Source organism: Anaerobacillus alkalilacustris, assembly GCF_001866005.1.
GTDB classification, from domain to species: Bacteria; Bacillota; Bacilli; order Bacillales; family Anaerobacillaceae; genus Anaerobacillus; species Anaerobacillus alkalilacustris.
In genome coordinates, this window is sequence record NZ_MLQR01000022.1 from 1 (window position 1) to 19,334 (window position 19,334).

The following is a 19,334-nucleotide window of genomic DNA, read 5'->3' on the forward strand; positions in this document are numbered from 1 at the left end:
ACTTAATAGAAAGAGATGTCTGTAAGGATTTTCGTTTTAGCTTAAAAGAGTAACGTGTAAGCTTTTAATAGAATTGGAGAGTAAGAAAACAAGGACTTGTAAAAAAATGACATACAAGCCCCGGGTATCCTATTGCCTTTTTTCCTAAGTTGATTGATAAACTTTTCTTTAGACTGGATTATATTTTCCTGATTTAGAGGTTTAGATGTAATTTGTAAGTTATTGGCTCTTTAGCCTGATGACATTGGGTCTGACCCCCACCGCTTTAAAGTGGTAAAGTCGCTTTGGTACAAAATATTTTAAAAGTGCTCACCCAAAGTCATCGTCTCAGCCGACGACTTTGGGTGTTTTTTTGAAATAAAAAGAATTTTCACTCATTATAGTAGAGTATGAGACTAGAAGCTCAAAGGGAAATATCGCGGAAAGTCAGAAATTATTTTTTTCAGAAGGGCATCTCGAAAACAAAAAATCATCCTACATAGCAAAGAGGGAGATAAGAACGTTGACTGCTTACGTCAACTATTTTACACTTATGATCTCATTTTTCATAAATTTCCCTACGAAAGATATTGTAGATGAACTTTGGTCAAAATTACAAAAGAGAAGGGATATTAGGCAACATTCCTTGAGAGAAGCTTAATGAAGAATTGAATTAATTTTCATAGTTAGTTAATGTAAAGATGAGGAAAAATAAGGTGAACTCTGTTATATCAGCAAGATTCAATCACTATTCAAGCTAGGTTGAGACAGCCGTGAAGCTTATTTTGAATAAATAAAAAAAAGAGAAAATCTCGAGCATGGAAGGAATGATGATATGAAATTAGGATTTATTAGTGATACGCATGGAGGTTATGAAAATGTAGTCCAAGCTCTAGAACTTCTTAAGGGCTCTGATCAAATTTGCCATTTGGGGGATGTCCTTTATCATGGCCCACGAAACGATATTCCGGAAACTTATAATCCAAAAAAATTGACCGATTTACTCAAGGGACGGACAGATATTGTGTATGTCCGTGGAAATTGTGATGCGGATGTAGACGAGGCAGTATTAGAGCAAGACCTTTCTAATAAATCGAGGGTAATAACCTTCGACAACTATAGATTTTATCTCGTACATGGATATGAAGAGACGGAAGAAGAGAGAATACAGAAAGCAAAAGAGTTCGGGTGTCAGGTTGTTATATCCGGTCATACCCATGTCAAAGTACTGAAAGAACAAGACGGGATAATCGTACTTAATCCTGGAAGCACGACTATTCCAAAAGACGGTACAAAATCCTTTGCGTTTTATGAAAATGGACAAATCGAAATTTGGGATCTTGACAGCCGGTCTGTAATAAAGAAGTTAAAATTGTAAAGTTGATTTGCTTGAAACACAGAACAGTAGAAATGCAACCGGTGGAAATGTAGACTTACTTAGAAACAAAAAAGACATAAAATAGACCATTTAACTCTTATGCCTGTGGTATAAGTTAAACTAACAATCATTGGAAGAGTAAAGAAAAACCCCCACTGATTAAAGTTCAGCTTTATAGATAAAGATGCGATAGCTTACTAATGGTTATCGCTTTTTTGTGTACAAAAAGCCCTTCTAAAAAATGGTTGAAAGGTTGAGTTAAGTCTATTGAAAGTTTTCATTTTTAGGTTTCTTTATTTGAGTAAATTTCATAATACCATTAAAATATCTACACCAAGCTTAACTCAACTAAATGTGGGATCCTAGTGACGTTTAATCTTTATTATGAATTTTATTGACTTATGAAACTTTTTTCCTTTTGGATTGTCTATACAGTGTGAGCTCATAGAAAATAAGAGAAGGGTGTAAGTAATGGAGATCATTAGTAGGTTCGTCTTACATATTGAAAACTTTTTTTTATTAAGTCATTTTAGCAAAATCATTATTCAATGGACATTAACAGCATTAGCCATTTATGGTTTAGTTACATTTTTTCTAAAGAATTGGGATGAGACGAGAGCGTCTATATATATTGGGTTTGCTGTACGTTTCTTGTTACTTATCGGTTTATCTATTGAAATGCTTCATCAAGTAAGTATAACGGAAATTACCACTGTTTTTTACGATAGGCAGCCGTCTTTACGACAGTTTCTCCACTTTTTGTTTTTTGGCTATATCATTGTCGTCGGTTTTTACTATATCGTTACTCTAAAGCAAAAAAAGAATCAAGGAATCTTTTATACTTTTGATATTGCCGTTATGACACTACCAGCATTGCAGCTTCTCACTAGTTTTTTCTTTTTTGCGATCAAAGGGGAAGTAATTCTTGCTGATGTGGTTGGCTTTCTCATCATTTTTACTATCATTGGAGCAAGTCTGTATTTATTTTTCCAAAACTACTGGGAGTTTAGCTGGAAAACCATTATTCCATTTTATTTAATCATAGGAATTTGCTTAGTATTATTTTACATTACGGGTATAGTCGATTTGATTGAAGTGTCAAATCTTGTTGTTTTCTTAGGTTTATTATTGACGTATCATCTTATTAAAAGAAATCAGTTTCCGTTACTCGAAAAGTTAAAACAGCCGTTCCAGCTGACAATGGCTTTATTGCTCCTAGTTTTATGTAATCCACTTTATAATGCTGCAGATGCGGCGCTTGCTACCACTGACGCGGAATTGAGATTACGTTACTTTGAAACAACCAATTTAATACAATTAGAAGAAGCGAAAGCGTTAGCGACGAAAATTACAAATGATGAGCATTTTTCTTTCCGTCAGCCTGAAACACAAGATTTCCATAATCGATATTGGCTAAAGTCAAAAAATTATTCGGTTGATATTGATGGGGTTTCAGGAGTTGTCATGAATGTTCACCGCCAGACGAAACCAGAAGGCAAAACCCTTTCTGTTGAGGAATATGTTGCTCTCTCAAAGCAATTGTTAGAACGAATGGGCAGAACATTGCTAGAGGATGATCAAATTTACACGACTGTAACGGAAGAAGAAAATCGCGTTCATGTGGAGATGGTACCTAAGTATTCCGATGGTTCCGTGTTAGATGTATGGATGAAGACTTCTTTTTCTTGGGAAAAGGAATCTCTAATGCAATTCCATGAAAACTTACATTTATATCCTGTTGAAACGTTAAAAGATGTTTTCATAACGTCTGAAGACATGGAATCAAGTCTACATCAATGGTACGAAATGGTAGGGGAAGAGGTACCTGGATACGTAGTTGATAATGTAACGTATGGATATAGTAACAGGACGATTGAGATCCATATTACTACAGTAAATCAACATACGATCCATCTTAATGGTCGTTCCGGAGAAATTTTGTATTTTAGTGGCGAACTTGCTAATTATGAAACAATTGATTTGCAAGAGTTAGAAAACAAAGTATTAACTAGTAAAAACATTCAAATCGATAACTGGGAGCGAGAAGGTAACTCTAACTTTTGGGAGTGGAGAGAAAGAGATAGGAACCGAGAAGAAATGAAACTTTCCTTTGTCCATCAATTTGACTATACCAATGATGAACCTCTTTTTACCTACTCGAAAAACGTCGATTATCATCATCAACCAAGCACAAATGTGACTGTTGCCACCAATAAAGAAGCATATGAGGCTGTTGCAAGTTCAATAGATTATATTCCTTATGCACAAAGAGCAAGGTTAACTCATGTAATAGATGAAAATGATGAAGTTAGAGTGGCTTGGTTACTCGTGATTCAGCCGTATAAAAAAGCAGAGCATCGCCTCTACTTAGTTGACATTGAAACGAAAGAGTGGGTCTCCCTCTATGAATAAAAAAGACGAGTGTGCAATATTTCAAGATTTGTATGAATTGTATATAGAAGAGGAAGTTGAGGAAGAAACGAAACAATGGATGATGGAGCATGAGGTAGAATGTGCTCATTGTCAAAATAGCAGAAAGGACAGTGAAGGGAATTTATCCCTTCATGAGGACAGCGAGAAAATTTCGGGCATTCGTATTATGACAATGTCGTTATACAGTATGTTCCTTTTTCTTGCCATTTGGATGTCCGTATGGTACTTGTGGTAAATGAGTAATTGGAGAACGGTAGAGGATTTATATTCTCTTTATTATGAAGAGATATTTAGGTATTTACTACAACGAACAAGACAAAAAGAGCTAGCTCAAGATCTTGCCCAGGACACTTTTTTAAAAGCGTTTAATGGGCTAGCTTCTTTTAAAGGAAACTCAAGTGTAAGAACATGGCTGTATACAATCGCTCATCATACATTCATTAACTGGTATCGTCGTGAAACAAAATTTAGTAAGCATCCCATTGAAGAAACTTTTTCATTAGAACAAAACACATACAAAAACCCAGAAGAAGTGGTAGCTCAAAAAGCGGAACAAGTTCAACTTTTGACAGCAATTAGTTCATTAAAGGAAGATTATCAAACAGTATTGATATTACGTGAATACCAGGAGCTTTCATATGATGAAATTGCTCAAATCGTAGGGTGGAAGCTTTCAAAGGTGAAAACAAATTTACACCGAGCAAAGCTTGAACTTCGAAAGCACTTATGTAAAACAGAGGATGATAGAAATGAAGTGTAGCTTAATTAGGGATTTGTTGCCACTTTATATAGAGGGTGACTGCTCAAAACATACAAATCAAATAGTTAAGGAACACCTAGAAGGTTGTTCAAACTGTCACGAGCTATATGAACTGATGAAAACCCCTTTTGATGTAAGAGTAATAGATCAACCAATAGCAACAAATTCCGAAGGCGAGAATAATGAATTATGGAAAAGGTACTATGGTCGCCTTATTTTGAAGGGTGCTGGACTGTTTTTCATCGTATATATAACTGTTGTATTGCTTATGGTACTTTTAAAATAAGGGAATGCATAACTTAAAGAAATTTTTATTTATAGAGGGTGGTGATTGAAATGGCCGTTGCAATAAGTACGATAATAAACTTAGGTGTTATTAGTTTAGTAGTAACTTTATTGCTGCCACGCAAGGATCAAACTAAAAAAAAGTTATACATTTTGAGTCTTGTTGCTGCTTTTTTATTTGCAATCATACCTACAGTGGGTTATCGCATTGAAAATTATATAGGCTGGAGTTATTGTTACTTTGGATTTCCTGCTGAAATATTAGTTTATCGTGGTGGGTAGACATTTACCTTTCATTTTCTTGGCCTACTTTTTAACATCTATTTTTTCTATTTGCTTTTTAAGCTACTTCTAAAAATTTTGAAAAGCACTAAAAATAGTAAAAAGACAGCAACAGAAAGATAATTAATTTACTATTCCTATAGAGTGTCTGTCGAAGAAGTTGGGTTTATTATTTATATATATAGGAGACGTTTAAAAACAAAAAAGATGTTTGCATTAATTAAGCGGGAATGTAAAGTGATCAAAATAAAAAAGTGTTTCTTTTATTCAATCTTATTAGTACTTTTTTAACTGGTTGTTACACAAGTGACGTAAATGATCCAAAGAGATCTATTTACATTTAAAGATACTAACGTAGGGGATAACGGTCTGTTGGTCATATTACTATGCGGTTACCAAGTCCTATTCGTGAAAGTACAAGTGGTTTGGAGCTTAAGACAACAGAGGAACCTTATGGGATAATCGTCAATTAAAAAAGTAGATGAGACAGAAATAACAGAAAAAAATTACGACGAGACTGCATTATACAATGCCACATTTATATACTCGTTAGTTAAAAATGCAGACTGGGTTCAATTTAAAATAGCATTTATAAGCTGAAGGCCAAATTCCAAACTGAAAATAAGAGTAAAGGCCTTCATAGTAGAGCTGAAGGCCAAATTGCAAACTGAAAATAAGAGTAAAGGCCTTCATAGTAGAGCTGAAGACCAAATTGCAAACTAGAAGTAAGAGTAAAGGCCTTCATGGGGTATCTGAAGACCAAATTGCAAACTGGAAACAAGAGTAAAGGCCTTCATGGGGTATCTGAAGGCCAAATTGAAAACTAGAAGTAAGAGTAAAGGCCTTCATAGTAGAGCTGAAGACCAAATTGCAAACCGGAAACAAGAGTAAAGGCCTTCATAGTGTATCTGAAGGCCAAATTGAAAACTAGAAGTAAGAGTAAAGGCCTTCATAGTAAAGCTGAAGGCCAAATTGAAAACTAGAAGTAAGAAGAATGTCCTTCATAGTAGAGATGAAGGACAAATTGCAAACTAGAAGTAAGAGTAATATCCTTCATAGTAGAGCTGAAGGCCAAATTCCAAACCGGAACCAAGAGTAAAGGCCTTCATGGGGTATCTGAAGACCAAATTGCAAACTGGAAACAAGAGTAAAGGCCTTCATGGGGTATCTGAAGGCCAAATTGAAAACTAGAAGTAAGAGTAAAGGCCTTCATAGTAGAGCTGAAGACCAAATTGCAAACTGGAAACAAGAGTAAAGGCCTTCATGGGGTATCTGAAGGCCAAATTGAAAACTAGAAGTAAGAGTAAAGGCCTTCATAGTAGAGCTGAAGACCAAATTGCAAACCGGAAACAAGAGTAAAGGCCTTCATAGTAAAGCTGAAGGCCAAATTGAAAACTAGAAGTAAGAGTAAAGGCCTTCATAGTGTATCTGAAGGCCAAATTGCAAACTGGAAACAAGAGTAAAGGCCTTCATAGTAGAGCTGAAGACCAAATTCCAAACTAGAAGTAAGAAGAATGTCCTTCATAGTAGAGCTGAAGGCCAAATTCCAAACCGGAACCAAGAGTAAAGGCCTTCATGGGGTATCTGAAGACCAAATTGCAAACTGGAAACAAGAGTAAAGGCCTTCATGGGGTATCTGAAGACCAAATTGCAAACTAGAAATAAGAGTAAAGTCCTTCATAGTAGAGCTGAAGGACAAATTCCAAACTGAAAATAAGAGTAAAGGCCTTCATAGTAGGAATGAAGGCCAAATTGCAAACTAGAAGTAAGAAGAATGTCCTTCATAGTAGAGATGAAGGACAAATTGAAAACTAGAAGTAAGAAGAATGTCCTTCATAGTGTATCTGAAGGCCAAATTGCAAACTAGAAGTAAGAGTAAAGGCCTTCATGGGGTATCTGAAGACCAAATTGCAAACTAGAAATAAGAGTAAAGTCCTTCATAGTAGAGCTGAAGGACAAATTCTCATAAAAGGCTAGGATATAGTCCTTCAAAAAGGGCTTTTATAAAAAAATGATAATTTTAAAATCGATTTTATTCATAATAAGACCATTGATGTACCCCGACTTTAGGAAAATTTTTTTCTAAAACTCTTTTTATCCTCTTTTTAGTATTCACCACTTTACACCAGTCATGAATGATATTTGTAGTAATTTTTTTGATTATGGAAAAGAAGCATAAATTCGTTCACATTTCGCAGTACAGCAGTTGCAACCACTTCTTCCATCAATAATTAGTAAAAATTTATTTAGAACAATGAACCTTCTGTCCCTGTTCACTAAATTGACACAATGTAATGACGACAAAATGAGAAATATGTAATATATTACATATATAAGAGAGGTGGAACAAAATGGATAACTCATTAGATAGAGAAAAATTTATATTCGGTAGTTTGTTCTTATTGACCAATAAGCTGCAAGTGAAAGGTGACCAATTATTTGAAGAAGATGGAATGACACTCAGGCAATGGTTTTTAACTGTGATGATCCTTCAATTTCAAGATGGTACACCAACACTTGGTGAGGTATCTGCACTTATGGGAACCTCGCATCAGAATACAAAGCAGCTAGCGAAAAAGCTAGAGGAAAAAAATTTTTTAAGATTTATAAAAGATCAACGGGACGGTCGTATACTCCGATTAATGTTAACAGAACAAAGTCATCAGTATTGGAAACTGCGTGAAAATGAGGGCGATATCTTTTTGAATAAACTGTTTTGTGATCTGACGAATGAGGAATTAAAGATGATGGTAAGCGGAATCACGAAAATGCTAGGAACTATTGAAACGTGGGATGATGAGAAGAAAGGAGAAAATGAACATGAACAAAACTAGGCAATTGCTGAACATTGGAATAGCCATTATGCTTATCTCTGCTACTTTGAGTTTCATTGGATTGTCCTGGGATGGTCTTTATCAAGATGAAAATTTGCTTATTTTAAAGGGTTGGTGGATCAATGACTGGGTAACGCTTGTCGTTGCAGTTCCACTGTTTGCAATAGCTATTATTCTAACAAAAAAAGGCGGACTTAGCGGAGTAGCACTCCTATCCGGTTTGATGATGTATACGGTTTATAATTATTCGTATTATTTGTTTGGTGCCGCTTTCAATGCCGCTTTTATCGGTTATGTGATCGTATTTGTCCTTGGACTTTTTGGATTATTAGTAGGCGGAGTAACATTATTCTCTAAACTATCAGTAGCCCACATGCCATCATTGAAGATTTGCAAATTCATTAGTATTTATATGGGACTCACAGCGCTCCTTTTAAGCATCGGCTGGATTGGTCAATGGCTTCGTTTTGTAACAACAGGAATAACACCTGCACTCTTAGAGCAATTGGATATCACAAATCACCTCGTTGCAGCCCTTGATATGACTCTCGTTGTTCCGTGGTTTCTATTTGGCTCCGTTCTATTATGGAAAAAGCAAGTGGCAGGACTTATTGTTGGTTTTTTTGTTCATGTGAAAACCGTCATTTATACGATCATCTTACTTTGGGGATCAACCTCCCAAATGCTTACTGGAATAGAGGATGCCGGTGCTCTTATTCCACTTTGGGGCTTTTTCTTTTCGGGTTCGTTGATATCGATATCACTTCTACTAAAGCCCATCATCGGTTCTAAAATAAATTGAGGAGGATTCTAACATGAAAACAGCTATTATTTATGCGACATCGAGGGGTACGACAGAAAAAGCAGCGCAAATTTTATGTAAAGAGTTACAAGGGGATATCACGTTAATTAATTTGAAAAAAGAAAAATCGATCGACCTAGCTCACTATCAAGGTATTATTTTAGGAAGCTCGATCCATGCAGGTATGGTTCAAGGAAAAATGAAAAAATTCATCAAAGCACATGAAAAAGAATTACACTCGAAACAACTAGGGTTGTTTATTTGTTGCATGTTTGAGGAAGAACGAGCGAGACAACAATTTGAATTGGCTTATCCGGAGCACCTACGTACTTCTGCGATTGCTAGTGGAATGTTTGGTGGTGAGTTTGATTTTACGAAAATGAATTTTTTTGAGAGATTTATTGTAAAAAAAGTCGATAAAAACGCAACGGATATTTCTACGTTAAGTGAAGTGGAAATCAAAAAATTTGCGAAGATATTTAAAGAATGTATTACGACTGTATAGTTGAGAGGTGATTGATTATGAAAAAAGTAGGAAAAATAATGTTGGTAGCATTTGTCGTCATTATCGTGACCATATTTCTTGTATCAATGATAAGTAGCGCCGTTTTCAACTATAAAGTAGGAAAAGAAATTGACGTATTTTTAGAAAAACAAAAAGAGGTAGAAGTGGCGACGATCCCCATGGAAAAATTAGGGCATTTACCGGACCCTGTCCAAAAATGGTTAGTAACTTCAGGTATATTGGATAGAGAAATGGCTTATTTTGCTCGTTCAAAGCAAACAGCATTTGTTCGGCTAGATCAAAATCAAGAAAATTGGATGCCACTTGAAGCGGATCAATATTTTACAGTGAAGGAACCTGGATTTCTTTGGAAGGCAAAATTTAAGATTGCCCCGTTTCTTCATATAGCAGGACGGGATCTATACGATAATGGAACCGGCCATATGCTCATTAAGTTTCAGTCTTTCTTTACGGTCGCTGATGCAACAGGGTATGAAATAGATCAAGGTACATTAATTCGCTATTTGGCTGAAATTGTTTGGGTTCCAAGTGCAGCTCTTCAAGACTACATTACATGGGAGGCAATTGACGAAACCTCAGTGAAGGCAACGATGAGTTTTCAGAATATATCTGCATCAGGGGTGTTTACCTTTGATGAGGAAGGAAACCCTATTCATTTTATTGCAGATCGATACGGTGAATTTGACGGGAATTTTATCAAAAAACCGTGGTCGATTGAGATGTACGACCATCAATTTATTGACGGCTACAAAGTACCTACGAAGGCAAAAATAACGTGGAAACTTGATAACGGAGATTATACTTGGTATGTACTTGAATTAGAGGATTTAGAGTATAACAAGCTTGAAAAGTATTAAGGATAATAACAGAATCAAGGAGCCGGATCTTTGCTTCTTTCGTTTGACTAGTCAAACGGAACAGTCCCTTAATTTCTATAACGAAAGTAACGAACGACATGCTATGCATAGTAACGGGCGCTAGCTGAATACAGCGCCTTTTTCTTATAGAATTATATATTAGATTTGTTACTCAGGGAGTATTTTTGAAATTATCATTTACTTTTATAACTGGGAGAAAAGAGTTCGATAATATGGAATTATACTGATATAGTTAAAGGGTGATTTGGATGAATGAAGCTTGATTTCCTTAATTTTTTCAATCTGTAACCCAGTTAACTCTGTTATTTCACTAGTAGAGAAGTCTCGTCCTAATAGTTTTTTTGCTACTTCTATTCTTACTTCGCTTTTTCCTTCTACTATTCCTTGATTCTTTCCTTTTTCGTAGCTTTTTTATACCATGAATTCATCTGTTACATATTTTAGGGTTTTCTAAATTTAATCTAAATCGATCAAGTTGATGTTGAATTTGGTTGGATTGGTTTTCTTTATGGTGTTCCCATTCTTGTTTTTTCAATATAAGATAACATAAGAAAAATCAAATAGGTTTGTATGAACAAAACAAATGAAAGTATGAGCATAAATTTTATTTAAACTCATAAAAAAAATGTGAGGGGTAGTCGGAATGAGTATAGATAGTGGGTTTGACGATCTGATTGAATATTTTTTTCAAGATAAATTGCCAGTGTCCGTATATCGTGGCAAAAGCGGTTATAACAACACTACTCGTTATCTCGAAAGAAATGCTAATAAATATATTTTACGTATATATGAAACTCATAATGATGAATCAAAAGTAAAACTAGAACATGAGGTTTTATTGAAGCTAAATCAACTTTCCAATCTCCCTTTTCAAATCCCTGTACCAGTGATTAAAGATGGAAAATCATTACTTCGATTGCCCTCAAATAAAATTGGTTGTATTTACAACTATATTGAAGGGGACAACCCAGTTTTTAACACGAAAGAAGTTGTTTTTTCATTTGGCCAAAGTGTAGGTCATTTATTAAAGGCTATACAAACGATACATATACAGCAACCTTATATATATCGTCCGTATTATGAGATTGAATATGCTCACCCTAATTGTCCGATAAATAAAGTGGTAGAGTGGTGCATTAACCCACCTGAACATTATAAAGAATGTAAAAGGGAACTCTCCTGGATATCATCACAGCTAATTGATTTGAAAGAGTTTGTCCCACGTATTAAGAGTCTTCCTCATCAAATCATTCATGGAGATTTAAACGAAACAAATGTGCTAGTAAATGCAGATCAAAAAATAAATGCAATTCTTGATTTTGAATTTACTACTTTTGACCTTCGAATTATGGAAGTGGCTGTATGTATTTCAGATATCATATCTAAAGAAGCAAACGAAGACATTTATTTAGAAAAGTGCCACCATTTTTTCTCTGGCTTTGTTTCAACGATGAGTCTAATGGATACTGAAATAGAAGCATTACCAGTATTAGTACAACTTAGAAGGTTAGATGTTTTTCTACACTTTTTAGGAAGGTATATAGACGGAAAGGATGATCCATCGGTGCTTAAGGAGCGAATAATAAAAACAGCTACCTATCAACCATGGCTCGACGGGGGCGGTCGAAAATTAGTTCGTTTGTTGAAAAAGTTGATCTTATAGTACAGTTGGATGAAATAATTCAAACAAATAATATTGAGCTTTAAATTATGTTCACTTCTACAAGAATTAGTAAGACTAAGGCAATCATACCGGTAAGAGAAAGTCGGTATAGTTTAATTCGTATTACCAGATGAAATAGATTCATACTGCAATTCATAATTAGGAGTCGCTCCAGCGACCATTCGATCAATGATAGTAAATATCTCACCAGCTTTTACTGAGAACTAAGGTGGGGTTATTTCAAGTATAAAGGTAAAATAAATGGTTGCGAACGTTCGTTCTAATGTGGTAATATAAGTATGAAAAATGAAGAGAGAAAATTTAGTTTGTAGACATTTGGCCTTCAATTAGAATGAAAAAAACTGATTCAGAGAGAATAACAATAAATCAGATGTTTTCTGTTATTCAACTGCATGGTATAATATAAAAAATTTTGGGGGAATGATATGGAAGAAACATTAAGTAAAATCCTTACTGAACTTCAACAAATGAACAAACGAATTAATTCATTAGAGGAAAACCAAAATCAACGATTTAAAGGAATAGATGAGAGATTTGATGCTGTTGATCAACGATTTAAAGGAATAGATGAGAGATTTGATGCTGTTGATCAACGATTTAAAGGAATAGATGAGAGATTTGACATTGTTGATCAACGATTTAAAGGAATAGATGAGAGATTTGATATTGTTGACGAACGTTTAGAAACAATAGAAATAGATGTAAAAACTCTAAAAGACAATCTCATCAACGGACTTGAACCATATGTTGAAAAAATTATTACTCACATCGATGAAAGAACTGATGATTTAAAAGGAACAATAGAAGGTCAGCAACTAGTTATAGAAACTCTATCTGCACGCTCTATTAAACATGAATCTGAGATTAAAGACTTCAAACGGTTATTGAAACATCAATAATAACAACAATAGTCTAGACTACTATTAAGTTTGTAATTGTACGGATAGTAGAAATTTATATATTTGATTATTTAAGATTAAATGACCGAGATTCCGGTTTTTTTTTCGAAAGTAGTTGGTTAGTGGTTAGATCCCCTTTAAATACATTAAGAGCTTATTTCTTTTCACGTTCCTTTAAATACGGTTACACCGAACCCGTTTTCCCAGTGAGTATTAACTAGACCGCATTTTTATTCATTAAAATTAACAGTGATGCTTGTGTATCCTAAAGCCAATTTATTTTCAATATAGCCCCCTAAATAAATACCAGCAGCAAACCCTAAGGTGGTCGTTTAGAAAATTTTAGCTAAATGTGTCAGTGATTAAAAAGTTAGCTTTTTTGAAAAAGACCATTCCAAAAAAATCGACAAGTTGTTATGCTGTTTCTTGAATTGTAGAGAAAATCAAAGTGTTATCAGGGTTTTTATAGTTTCCGCTTTCATTAGTGCTAAAAATGTTTCTGTAGCAAATAGCGGATTGACTCGATTTATTTCCCCAGACTCTTCAATAACCTCATGCATTCTTTTTATTTAATTCTCCGATAAAACGTTTCTAGTTCCTCTCAAAAAACGATCTAAATCGATATCGACAGTAGCTTGTAAGTGAGAAGTAGCTACTTTTAAAAGGCGTTTGCGTAATGGTTGCCACTTAACATCGCTTGCATATAATGACGAATGCGAAACATCATTTGAATCATGGCTTCAGTATATAACTCTACATGAAACAAATACGAATAAATTACTCCCTGAAAATGCAATGTCTATGGAAGCAGCTAAAATAGTGGAAGAACAGTTTCCTAACCATGTAGGTATATCCTTGCTTTTGGTATGGTATCAACACGGCTGGTTAACTGAACAGGATTTTCATACAATTCAATCACTTTACGTAGAAATGGAAGGAAACTCGCTTAATGAGCAATCAATCGCTCCTCCTTTTGGTAAGTTGCCGAAAGAGGTTCTTAAAAATCTGCTTCAAAAGACGGGAAAGCAGTAACTACCCCCGTATTTTTTACAGTATCAGAATTTATAAGTTTCTAACTTGGAAACTGTCTAGCTTCAGCGCCTACGAGCTCGGTCACTTCAGTCAAGCTACTAACTTCAATAACTACTTGAATAACGTCTCTGAATAGCTTCATGCAGCAATGCTTCGAGGAATCCTACTTCGAAGCATTGCTGTCAGACGCAGAAGCATATAGATTGCGGTCAAAGAGCGACCGCGCTACTTGCCGATCTTCCAGTGTTTGTCGCCGATATGCGGGCGCCTTGCGCTTTTCTTGCTACATTTAACATATATAATTTCTTGTTACTTTCTGATGGGATTCCACACTTAGTCTAGCGATATTGTACTTGGACTTGGCTGACTAACCCCTTTTTCTAAAATCTCTATAATAGTAAGTACTTCAGCATTACTTACTAATCTTGGTGCGCCATTAATGATTGTCTCATAACAGGCATCATAGACTCGGCCGTAATCACCAGTTGGCGTCGGAATTTGTTTTTCAATCCAGTCACCATTTGCATTTTGATAGGTTACAATTCCATATTGGTTAGGGCTGTCCATTCCAAAGTTTTCAGTACCTGGCATGATCCCTAGTTTTAAATCATTTTCTTGTTGATCAATACCGTATTTAATAAAACTACCATTTGTCCCATGAAGGATAAACTTTGGATATTCTTTTTTAACTAAGTGACTTGTTTTTACAATCGCTTTTAATTTTCCATAAAATAAGCTCACATCATAGTAATCATCAATGCTCTCAGAGTTTCGAATCGATCGGATATCATATGAAACATGTTTTGGTCGGCCAAAAAGTGAAATAACTTGATCCATGGTGTGTACACCTAAACCATAAAATGAACCGTCTACCGATGATCCTGGATATACACTGTTATCTGGGCGATAGTAATCAAAATGTGATTCTAGTTCAATTGGCTCTCCTAGGTAACCGTCCTCCAATACTTTCTTTACGGCTAAGAAATCACCATCAAATCGACGGTTTTGATAGGGCATAATCATTAAACCTTTCTTATCTGCAAATTCTAGTAATTTTTTTGCTTCTTCAACAGTTGTACAAAAAGGTTTTTCAACTAATACGTTTTTGCCGTGCTCTAAACATTTCATTGCATACTCATAATGAGTAGAGCTAGGTGTACATATCGTTACAAGCTGAATGTCTGAATCATTTAAAAATGAATCTAAATCCGTTGTGAAATGAATATTAAAATCTGTATAATTTTTTTCTAAGTCAGGTTTTCTTCGTAAGTTGAAAATCGATTTTACTTGAATGTTTTGTCTTAATGTTATGTAAGGTAGATGATACCGGTTGGTACTTTTTCCGAATCCTATTATCCCCATTGTTAATGTCAAGAGGAAAGCACTCCTTTCTTTAATACAATTTTATTTCGACATAAATAACATATTGACATTCAAAAAAGTTGTATAAAACTTTCAAGAAGTTATATTATCTATTTTATAGTAGGTTTAAGAAAAATGTAAGTACGATGGTATAGGAGAAGAGTTATAGTGTAATAAGATTTTATACCTTGGTCTAAAACTAAAGCGTTGATGTAAAGAGTAAAACCAGTATTATTCAAAATGGCTTTGCTTTTTTTCTTTTTACGTATTCCAATTACAAGTGCAATGTAGTTATTACGCTTTTACTAACTCGTTAAGTCAAGAACATAAGAAAATTAGGTAACAAAAATGGTATTGAGCCTAAACGAAGTAAAGAAAATTTTTAAAAATTATAATTGTCATCATTAGCTTTGCATAAAAATACATTCTAATAATGATATTGAATTTTTATTCACAAGCAATTATAGTAATTTTAATAACAGAATTAACGTTTCCAAAAAAAATGGAATGATATGTTTTGTAGGGGGTGAAGGTAGTGCCTGAAACGGTCGATAAAATGAAAATATATGCTCTAAGTGAAACGGCTATTGTAATTGAGTTTGGAAAAAAGATTGAAGCTGATATTCATAAAAGAGTAAAAGCATTCGTATCATACATAGAAAAACATTCATTTCAAGGGTTTATCGAAACGGTTCCTGCTTATTCAAGTGTCACGGTGTTCTACGATCCTCTACAAGTCATTAAAGGTGAAGCAAATAGAAGTAATGTTTTGAAGAGTAGAAAATCTGCTTTTGACATTGTTTCTTCTTTGATGAACGAATTTGTCATACAGGCAAATGATGCTGTTGACAATTTGAAGAGAGTAGTAGAGATTCCGGTTTGTTACGGCGGGACATTCGGTCCGGATTTGCAATTTGTAGCAGAACAAAATAACCTTACTTCCGCTGAAGTAATTAATATCCATTCACAAGGAGAATACCCTGTCTACATGATTGGATTTGCGCCGGGTTTTCCTTATTTAGGAGGAATGTCTAAAAAAATAGCAACACCACGTCGATCAAGCCCGAGAACAAGTATTCCAAAAGGTTCTGTGGGGATAGCTGGAAATCAAACGGGTGTATATCCCATTTCAACTCCTGGTGGGTGGCAATTAATTGGCCGTACACCAATACAGCTATTTCTTCCCGAAGATGATCGACCTTCTTTTTTACAACCAGGAGATATCATAAAATTTGTCCCTATTTCTCAAAAAGAGTTTGAAGAGTATAAGGAGGGACCTCGATGAGCATTGTTATACTTCGACCTGGTTTACTAACAACCATTCAAGATTTAGGTAGGTTCGGTTATCAAAAGTATGGAGTCATTGTAAGTGGTGCGATGGATCCTTATGCATTACGAATTGCCAATCTATTAGTAGGGAATGACGAAGGGGCAGCTTCCCTAGAAATAACAGTCACAGGTCCTTTTTTAAAATTTGAGCAAGATTGCTTAATTGCGATAACTGGTGGCGATTTATCTCCCTCAATCGAAAACGTTCTAGTTCCTTTATGGAAACCTGTTTTAGTGAGAAAAGGAACAGTTCTTCAATTTGGTGCATGTAATAAAGGGTGTCGTGCTTATCTTGCAGTTGCTGGTGGATTTTCTGTAGATGAGGTTATGGGTAGCTGTAGTACATATCTTCGAGCAAATCTCGGTGGTTTCCAAGGACGAGCGCTTCAAAAGGGAGACATTGTTTCATTAAAAGTACCAACCGAACAAAATAAAGCTATAGAACAGATATGTTCTTTGACAGAACCTTATTTTTCTACAACATCCTGGAATGTGAATACTGAGTGGATAAGACAAGATATCGAAATTAACACGATACGAGTAATAGCTGGAACCCATTTTGATCTTTTTACGGAAGAATGTAGAAATTCATTTTATCATAATACATTCACTATTACCCCTCAATCGGATCGAATGGGTTATCGATTATCGGGACCAGATTTACAGCTTATTAATCCTTTTGAGATGTTGTCTGAAGCCGTTACACTTGGCACGATTCAAGTGCCCGCAGATGGAAATCCAATTATTTTACTTGCTGATCGCCAAACTACTGGTGGTTATCCAAGAATAGGTCAAGTGGTGTCGGTTGATAATCCGACTTTAGCTCAACTTAAACCAGGTGAAAAAATCCGTTTTAAAAAGGTAAGTATAGAGGAAGCAGAAGCACTGTATATATCTAGAGAAAATGAATTAAATGAGTTAAAAACAGGATTGAATTTAAAATTAAATAAAAAGTAGTGTTGGTGTCCTTCTAATACAAAAGAATTAGAAAATAAAATAATAGTGGAAACAGACGAGATGATAGGTATAAGGTGGGGCACAAACAGAGTTGTAAATGTACAGACCATACATGATATTCAAGAATTCAGTTAATAAAAAGTAAAAAACAACCTTCACAAAAAAGGTTGTACAGTCAAACAAGCATACTCTTATTTTCCGTTAGAATAACCTAGCTTTTGAGATATTTTAGCTGCTGTTCGTTTTACTTTTTCGATGATATGAGACACATGTTCTTTTCAAAAACGTACGTACATCTGGTCTAGCTGCACTTAAGTCACTACTACTTTTTTCGTATACGAAAATCTGTACCGCTACAGATGATGTATGATCCTCAAGTTCAGAATAGCTAATCGTATAGCCATCTAGTTTGGATTGTTGTAAAACTGTTCGAAGTTTCTGTTTGTCTGTAATAGTTCCTATACCGAACGGTTTTAGTTCATTAGTTTTTAAGATAATAATGATTATGAAATAAAAAAGTGAAAATTTATTCCTTATTTTACCAAATCAATTTGTGATTGTCTAGTTAACTAGTTATGTCATGGAGTAGCCGCGCTAACACAAAAAGTGAACTCGTTTCAGCAAGCTGAAACGAGTTCACTCAAGTATTAGAAGATATCAAAATTATGGGTAATCGGATTTATCGTATTTTCAACAATTGTTTTTGTTTTAATTTGGATGACCATTTCTGGTGTGATAGTGGTTGTTTCAACTGCATTCTTAGGTATTCGTACACTCAAACAAATAATTCAACAGTTATTATAATAGAAGAAAGGGGGAAGAATTTTAATGAAGTCCGTTGATCTTAATTGTGATTTAGGGGAAAGCTTTGGTGCATTTGTTGTTGGGCAAGATGAATTGATCTTACAACATATTACTTCAGCAAATATCGCTTGTGGTTACCATGCCGGTGATCATAATGTCATGGCTAAGGCTGTACAAATGGCCAAGAAAAAAGGTGTAAGTATTGGAGCGCACCCGGGATTTCCTGACTTACTCGGGTTTGGAAGAAGAGTTATTCAAACAGAACCAGAGGACATTTATCATTTTGTCATTTATCAGATAGGTGCATTACAAGGATTTTGTAAATGTAATAACGTTCGGCTGAACCATGTGAAGCCGCACGGCGCTCTATACAATATGGCGGCCAAAGATCCTATCCTAGCAGAGGCGATTGCAAAGGCTGTGTATGATATAGATCCGTCTTTAATCTTATATGGTCTTTCCGGAAGCGAATTAACAAAAGCGGGTGCAAAGATCGGATTAAAAATAGCAAATGAAGTATTTGCTGATCGTACATATCAGCCAGATGGTACGCTGACGCCACGAACAAATGAAAATGCCATCATTCATGAAACCGATAAAGCGATTGAACAAGTACTTTCCATGGTGAAAACAAGTACCGTCAAAGCAGTCGACGGGACAACGGTTTCGATACAAGCAGATACGATTTGCGTACACGGGGATGGACCAAAAGCACTTGAATTTACACAAACACTACGTAAAACTCTCGTGGCAGAAGGTATTCAACTTGGTAGATGGGACAAGTCCAGTACAAACAGAAAGTAGTAGAATACAAAAAAGAGCGTAGTCTAAAAAGCAGAAAATCGAAGTAGGGTGCACACGAATAAGAGCTAATCTAGTGAACTCGTTTCAGCTTGCTAAAACGGGTTCACTGAAGTAAAGTAGTAGTTTAATGAAAGAAGTTATTTATTAATTGATGAATTTTTAATTCAACAAAAAGGTGAATATTTATGATGATGATTATGAAATTCTACAAACTTATCATCGATTGTAAAGCCAAGCACTTCAATCCATTCAGACTAATTCATTAAAAATTAATTTTAATACTGTTAACAAGGCTAGTAATTCGAG

At 35.0% G+C, this 19,334-nt stretch carries 19 protein-coding genes; 17 read left to right on the forward strand and 2 right to left on the reverse strand.

Translation table 11 applies throughout. From position 1 onward, the window contains the following. The first annotated feature begins 814 nt into the window (after positions 1–814). The 14 genes from yfcE (at position 815) to BKP37_RS19645 (ending at position 13,772) form a co-directional block, all read left to right on the forward strand. The gene (gene yfcE, locus BKP37_RS08880) at positions 815–1,357 is read left to right on the forward strand and encodes a phosphodiesterase (RefSeq protein ID WP_071309258.1); all 543 of its coding nucleotides are present in this window, start codon (positions 815–817) and stop codon (positions 1,355–1,357) included. 471 nt (positions 1,358–1,828) lie between these two features. Next, a complete protein-coding gene (locus tag BKP37_RS08885) occupies positions 1,829–3,769 on the forward strand; it encodes an APC family permease (protein ID WP_071309259.1) in 1,941 nt (646 codons plus the stop codon). Then, positions 3,762–4,025: a hypothetical protein gene (locus BKP37_RS08890; RefSeq protein WP_071309260.1), complete on the forward strand. Its 264-nt coding sequence runs from the start codon at positions 3,762–3,764 to the stop codon at positions 4,023–4,025. The genes BKP37_RS08885 and BKP37_RS08890 overlap by 8 nt, the downstream gene beginning before the upstream one ends. Then, positions 4,026–4,550 carry a sigma-70 family RNA polymerase sigma factor gene (locus BKP37_RS08895; RefSeq protein ID WP_071309261.1) on the forward strand — a complete coding sequence of 175 codons (525 nt, stop codon included), beginning with the start codon at positions 4,026–4,028 and terminating at the stop codon, positions 4,548–4,550. Continuing rightward, positions 4,540–4,836: a zf-HC2 domain-containing protein gene (locus BKP37_RS08900; RefSeq protein WP_071309262.1), complete on the forward strand. Its 297-nt coding sequence runs from the start codon at positions 4,540–4,542 to the stop codon at positions 4,834–4,836. The genes BKP37_RS08895 and BKP37_RS08900 overlap by 11 nt, the downstream gene beginning before the upstream one ends. A gap of 50 nt (positions 4,837–4,886) precedes the next feature. Next, the gene (locus BKP37_RS08905) at positions 4,887–5,117 is read left to right on the forward strand and encodes a hypothetical protein (protein WP_084034621.1); all 231 of its coding nucleotides are present in this window, start codon (positions 4,887–4,889) and stop codon (positions 5,115–5,117) included. 380 nt (positions 5,118–5,497) lie between these two features. Continuing rightward, complete coding sequence (locus BKP37_RS21130; protein ID WP_483860432.1) at positions 5,498–5,590, forward strand: hypothetical protein; 93 nt, start codon at positions 5,498–5,500, stop codon at positions 5,588–5,590. Between the two features lie 1,878 nt (positions 5,591–7,468). Beyond that, positions 7,469–7,951, forward strand: a complete 483-nt coding sequence (locus BKP37_RS08910) for a MarR family winged helix-turn-helix transcriptional regulator (RefSeq protein WP_071309263.1) — start codon at positions 7,469–7,471, stop codon at positions 7,949–7,951. Continuing rightward, on the forward strand, positions 7,938–8,753 hold the full coding sequence (locus tag BKP37_RS08915; RefSeq protein WP_071309264.1) for a hypothetical protein: 816 nt from the start codon (positions 7,938–7,940) through the stop codon (positions 8,751–8,753). The genes BKP37_RS08910 and BKP37_RS08915 overlap by 14 nt, the downstream gene beginning before the upstream one ends. Before the next feature lie 13 nt (positions 8,754–8,766). Next, positions 8,767–9,258: a flavodoxin domain-containing protein gene (locus BKP37_RS08920; RefSeq protein WP_071309265.1), complete on the forward strand. Its 492-nt coding sequence runs from the start codon at positions 8,767–8,769 to the stop codon at positions 9,256–9,258. A 17-nt stretch (positions 9,259–9,275) separates the two neighbouring features. Continuing rightward, a complete protein-coding gene (locus BKP37_RS08925) occupies positions 9,276–10,136 on the forward strand; it encodes a DUF6920 family protein (RefSeq protein WP_071309266.1) in 861 nt (286 codons plus the stop codon). A 664-nt stretch (positions 10,137–10,800) separates the two neighbouring features. Then, on the forward strand, positions 10,801–11,820 hold the full coding sequence (locus BKP37_RS08930; RefSeq protein WP_071309267.1) for a phosphotransferase: 1,020 nt from the start codon (positions 10,801–10,803) through the stop codon (positions 11,818–11,820). A 446-nt stretch (positions 11,821–12,266) separates the two neighbouring features. Further along, positions 12,267–12,740 (forward strand): hypothetical protein, encoded by a 474-nt coding sequence (locus BKP37_RS08935; protein WP_071309268.1) that lies wholly within the window; start codon positions 12,267–12,269, stop codon positions 12,738–12,740. A gap of 801 nt (positions 12,741–13,541) precedes the next feature. Continuing rightward, positions 13,542–13,772, forward strand: coding sequence for a hypothetical protein (locus tag BKP37_RS19645; RefSeq protein WP_139193096.1), 231 nt, complete (start codon positions 13,542–13,544; stop codon positions 13,770–13,772). A 333-nt stretch (positions 13,773–14,105) separates the two neighbouring features. Here BKP37_RS19645 and BKP37_RS08945 read toward each other — a convergent pair whose 3' ends face one another. Further along, complete coding sequence (locus tag BKP37_RS08945; protein ID WP_071309270.1) at positions 14,106–15,146, reverse strand: oxidoreductase; 1,041 nt, start codon at positions 15,144–15,146, stop codon at positions 14,106–14,108. A gap of 544 nt (positions 15,147–15,690) precedes the next feature. Here BKP37_RS08945 and pxpB point away from each other — a divergent pair. Continuing rightward, positions 15,691–16,419, forward strand: coding sequence for a 5-oxoprolinase subunit PxpB (gene pxpB / locus BKP37_RS08950; protein ID WP_071309299.1), 729 nt, complete (start codon positions 15,691–15,693; stop codon positions 16,417–16,419). Continuing rightward, a complete protein-coding gene (locus tag BKP37_RS08955) occupies positions 16,416–17,420 on the forward strand; it encodes a 5-oxoprolinase subunit C family protein (RefSeq protein ID WP_071309271.1) in 1,005 nt (334 codons plus the stop codon). The genes pxpB and BKP37_RS08955 overlap by 4 nt, the downstream gene beginning before the upstream one ends. Before the next feature lie 228 nt (positions 17,421–17,648). Here BKP37_RS08955 and BKP37_RS19230 read toward each other — a convergent pair whose 3' ends face one another. Beyond that, positions 17,649–17,957 (reverse strand): IclR family transcriptional regulator domain-containing protein, encoded by a 309-nt coding sequence (locus BKP37_RS19230; RefSeq protein WP_084034625.1) that lies wholly within the window; start codon positions 17,955–17,957, stop codon positions 17,649–17,651. 291 nt (positions 17,958–18,248) lie between these two features. Between BKP37_RS19230 and BKP37_RS08960 the strand changes: the two genes are divergently transcribed. Further along, positions 18,249–19,028 (forward strand): 5-oxoprolinase subunit PxpA, encoded by a 780-nt coding sequence (locus BKP37_RS08960; protein ID WP_071309272.1) that lies wholly within the window; start codon positions 18,249–18,251, stop codon positions 19,026–19,028. Positions 19,029–19,334: the final 306 nt, after the last annotated feature.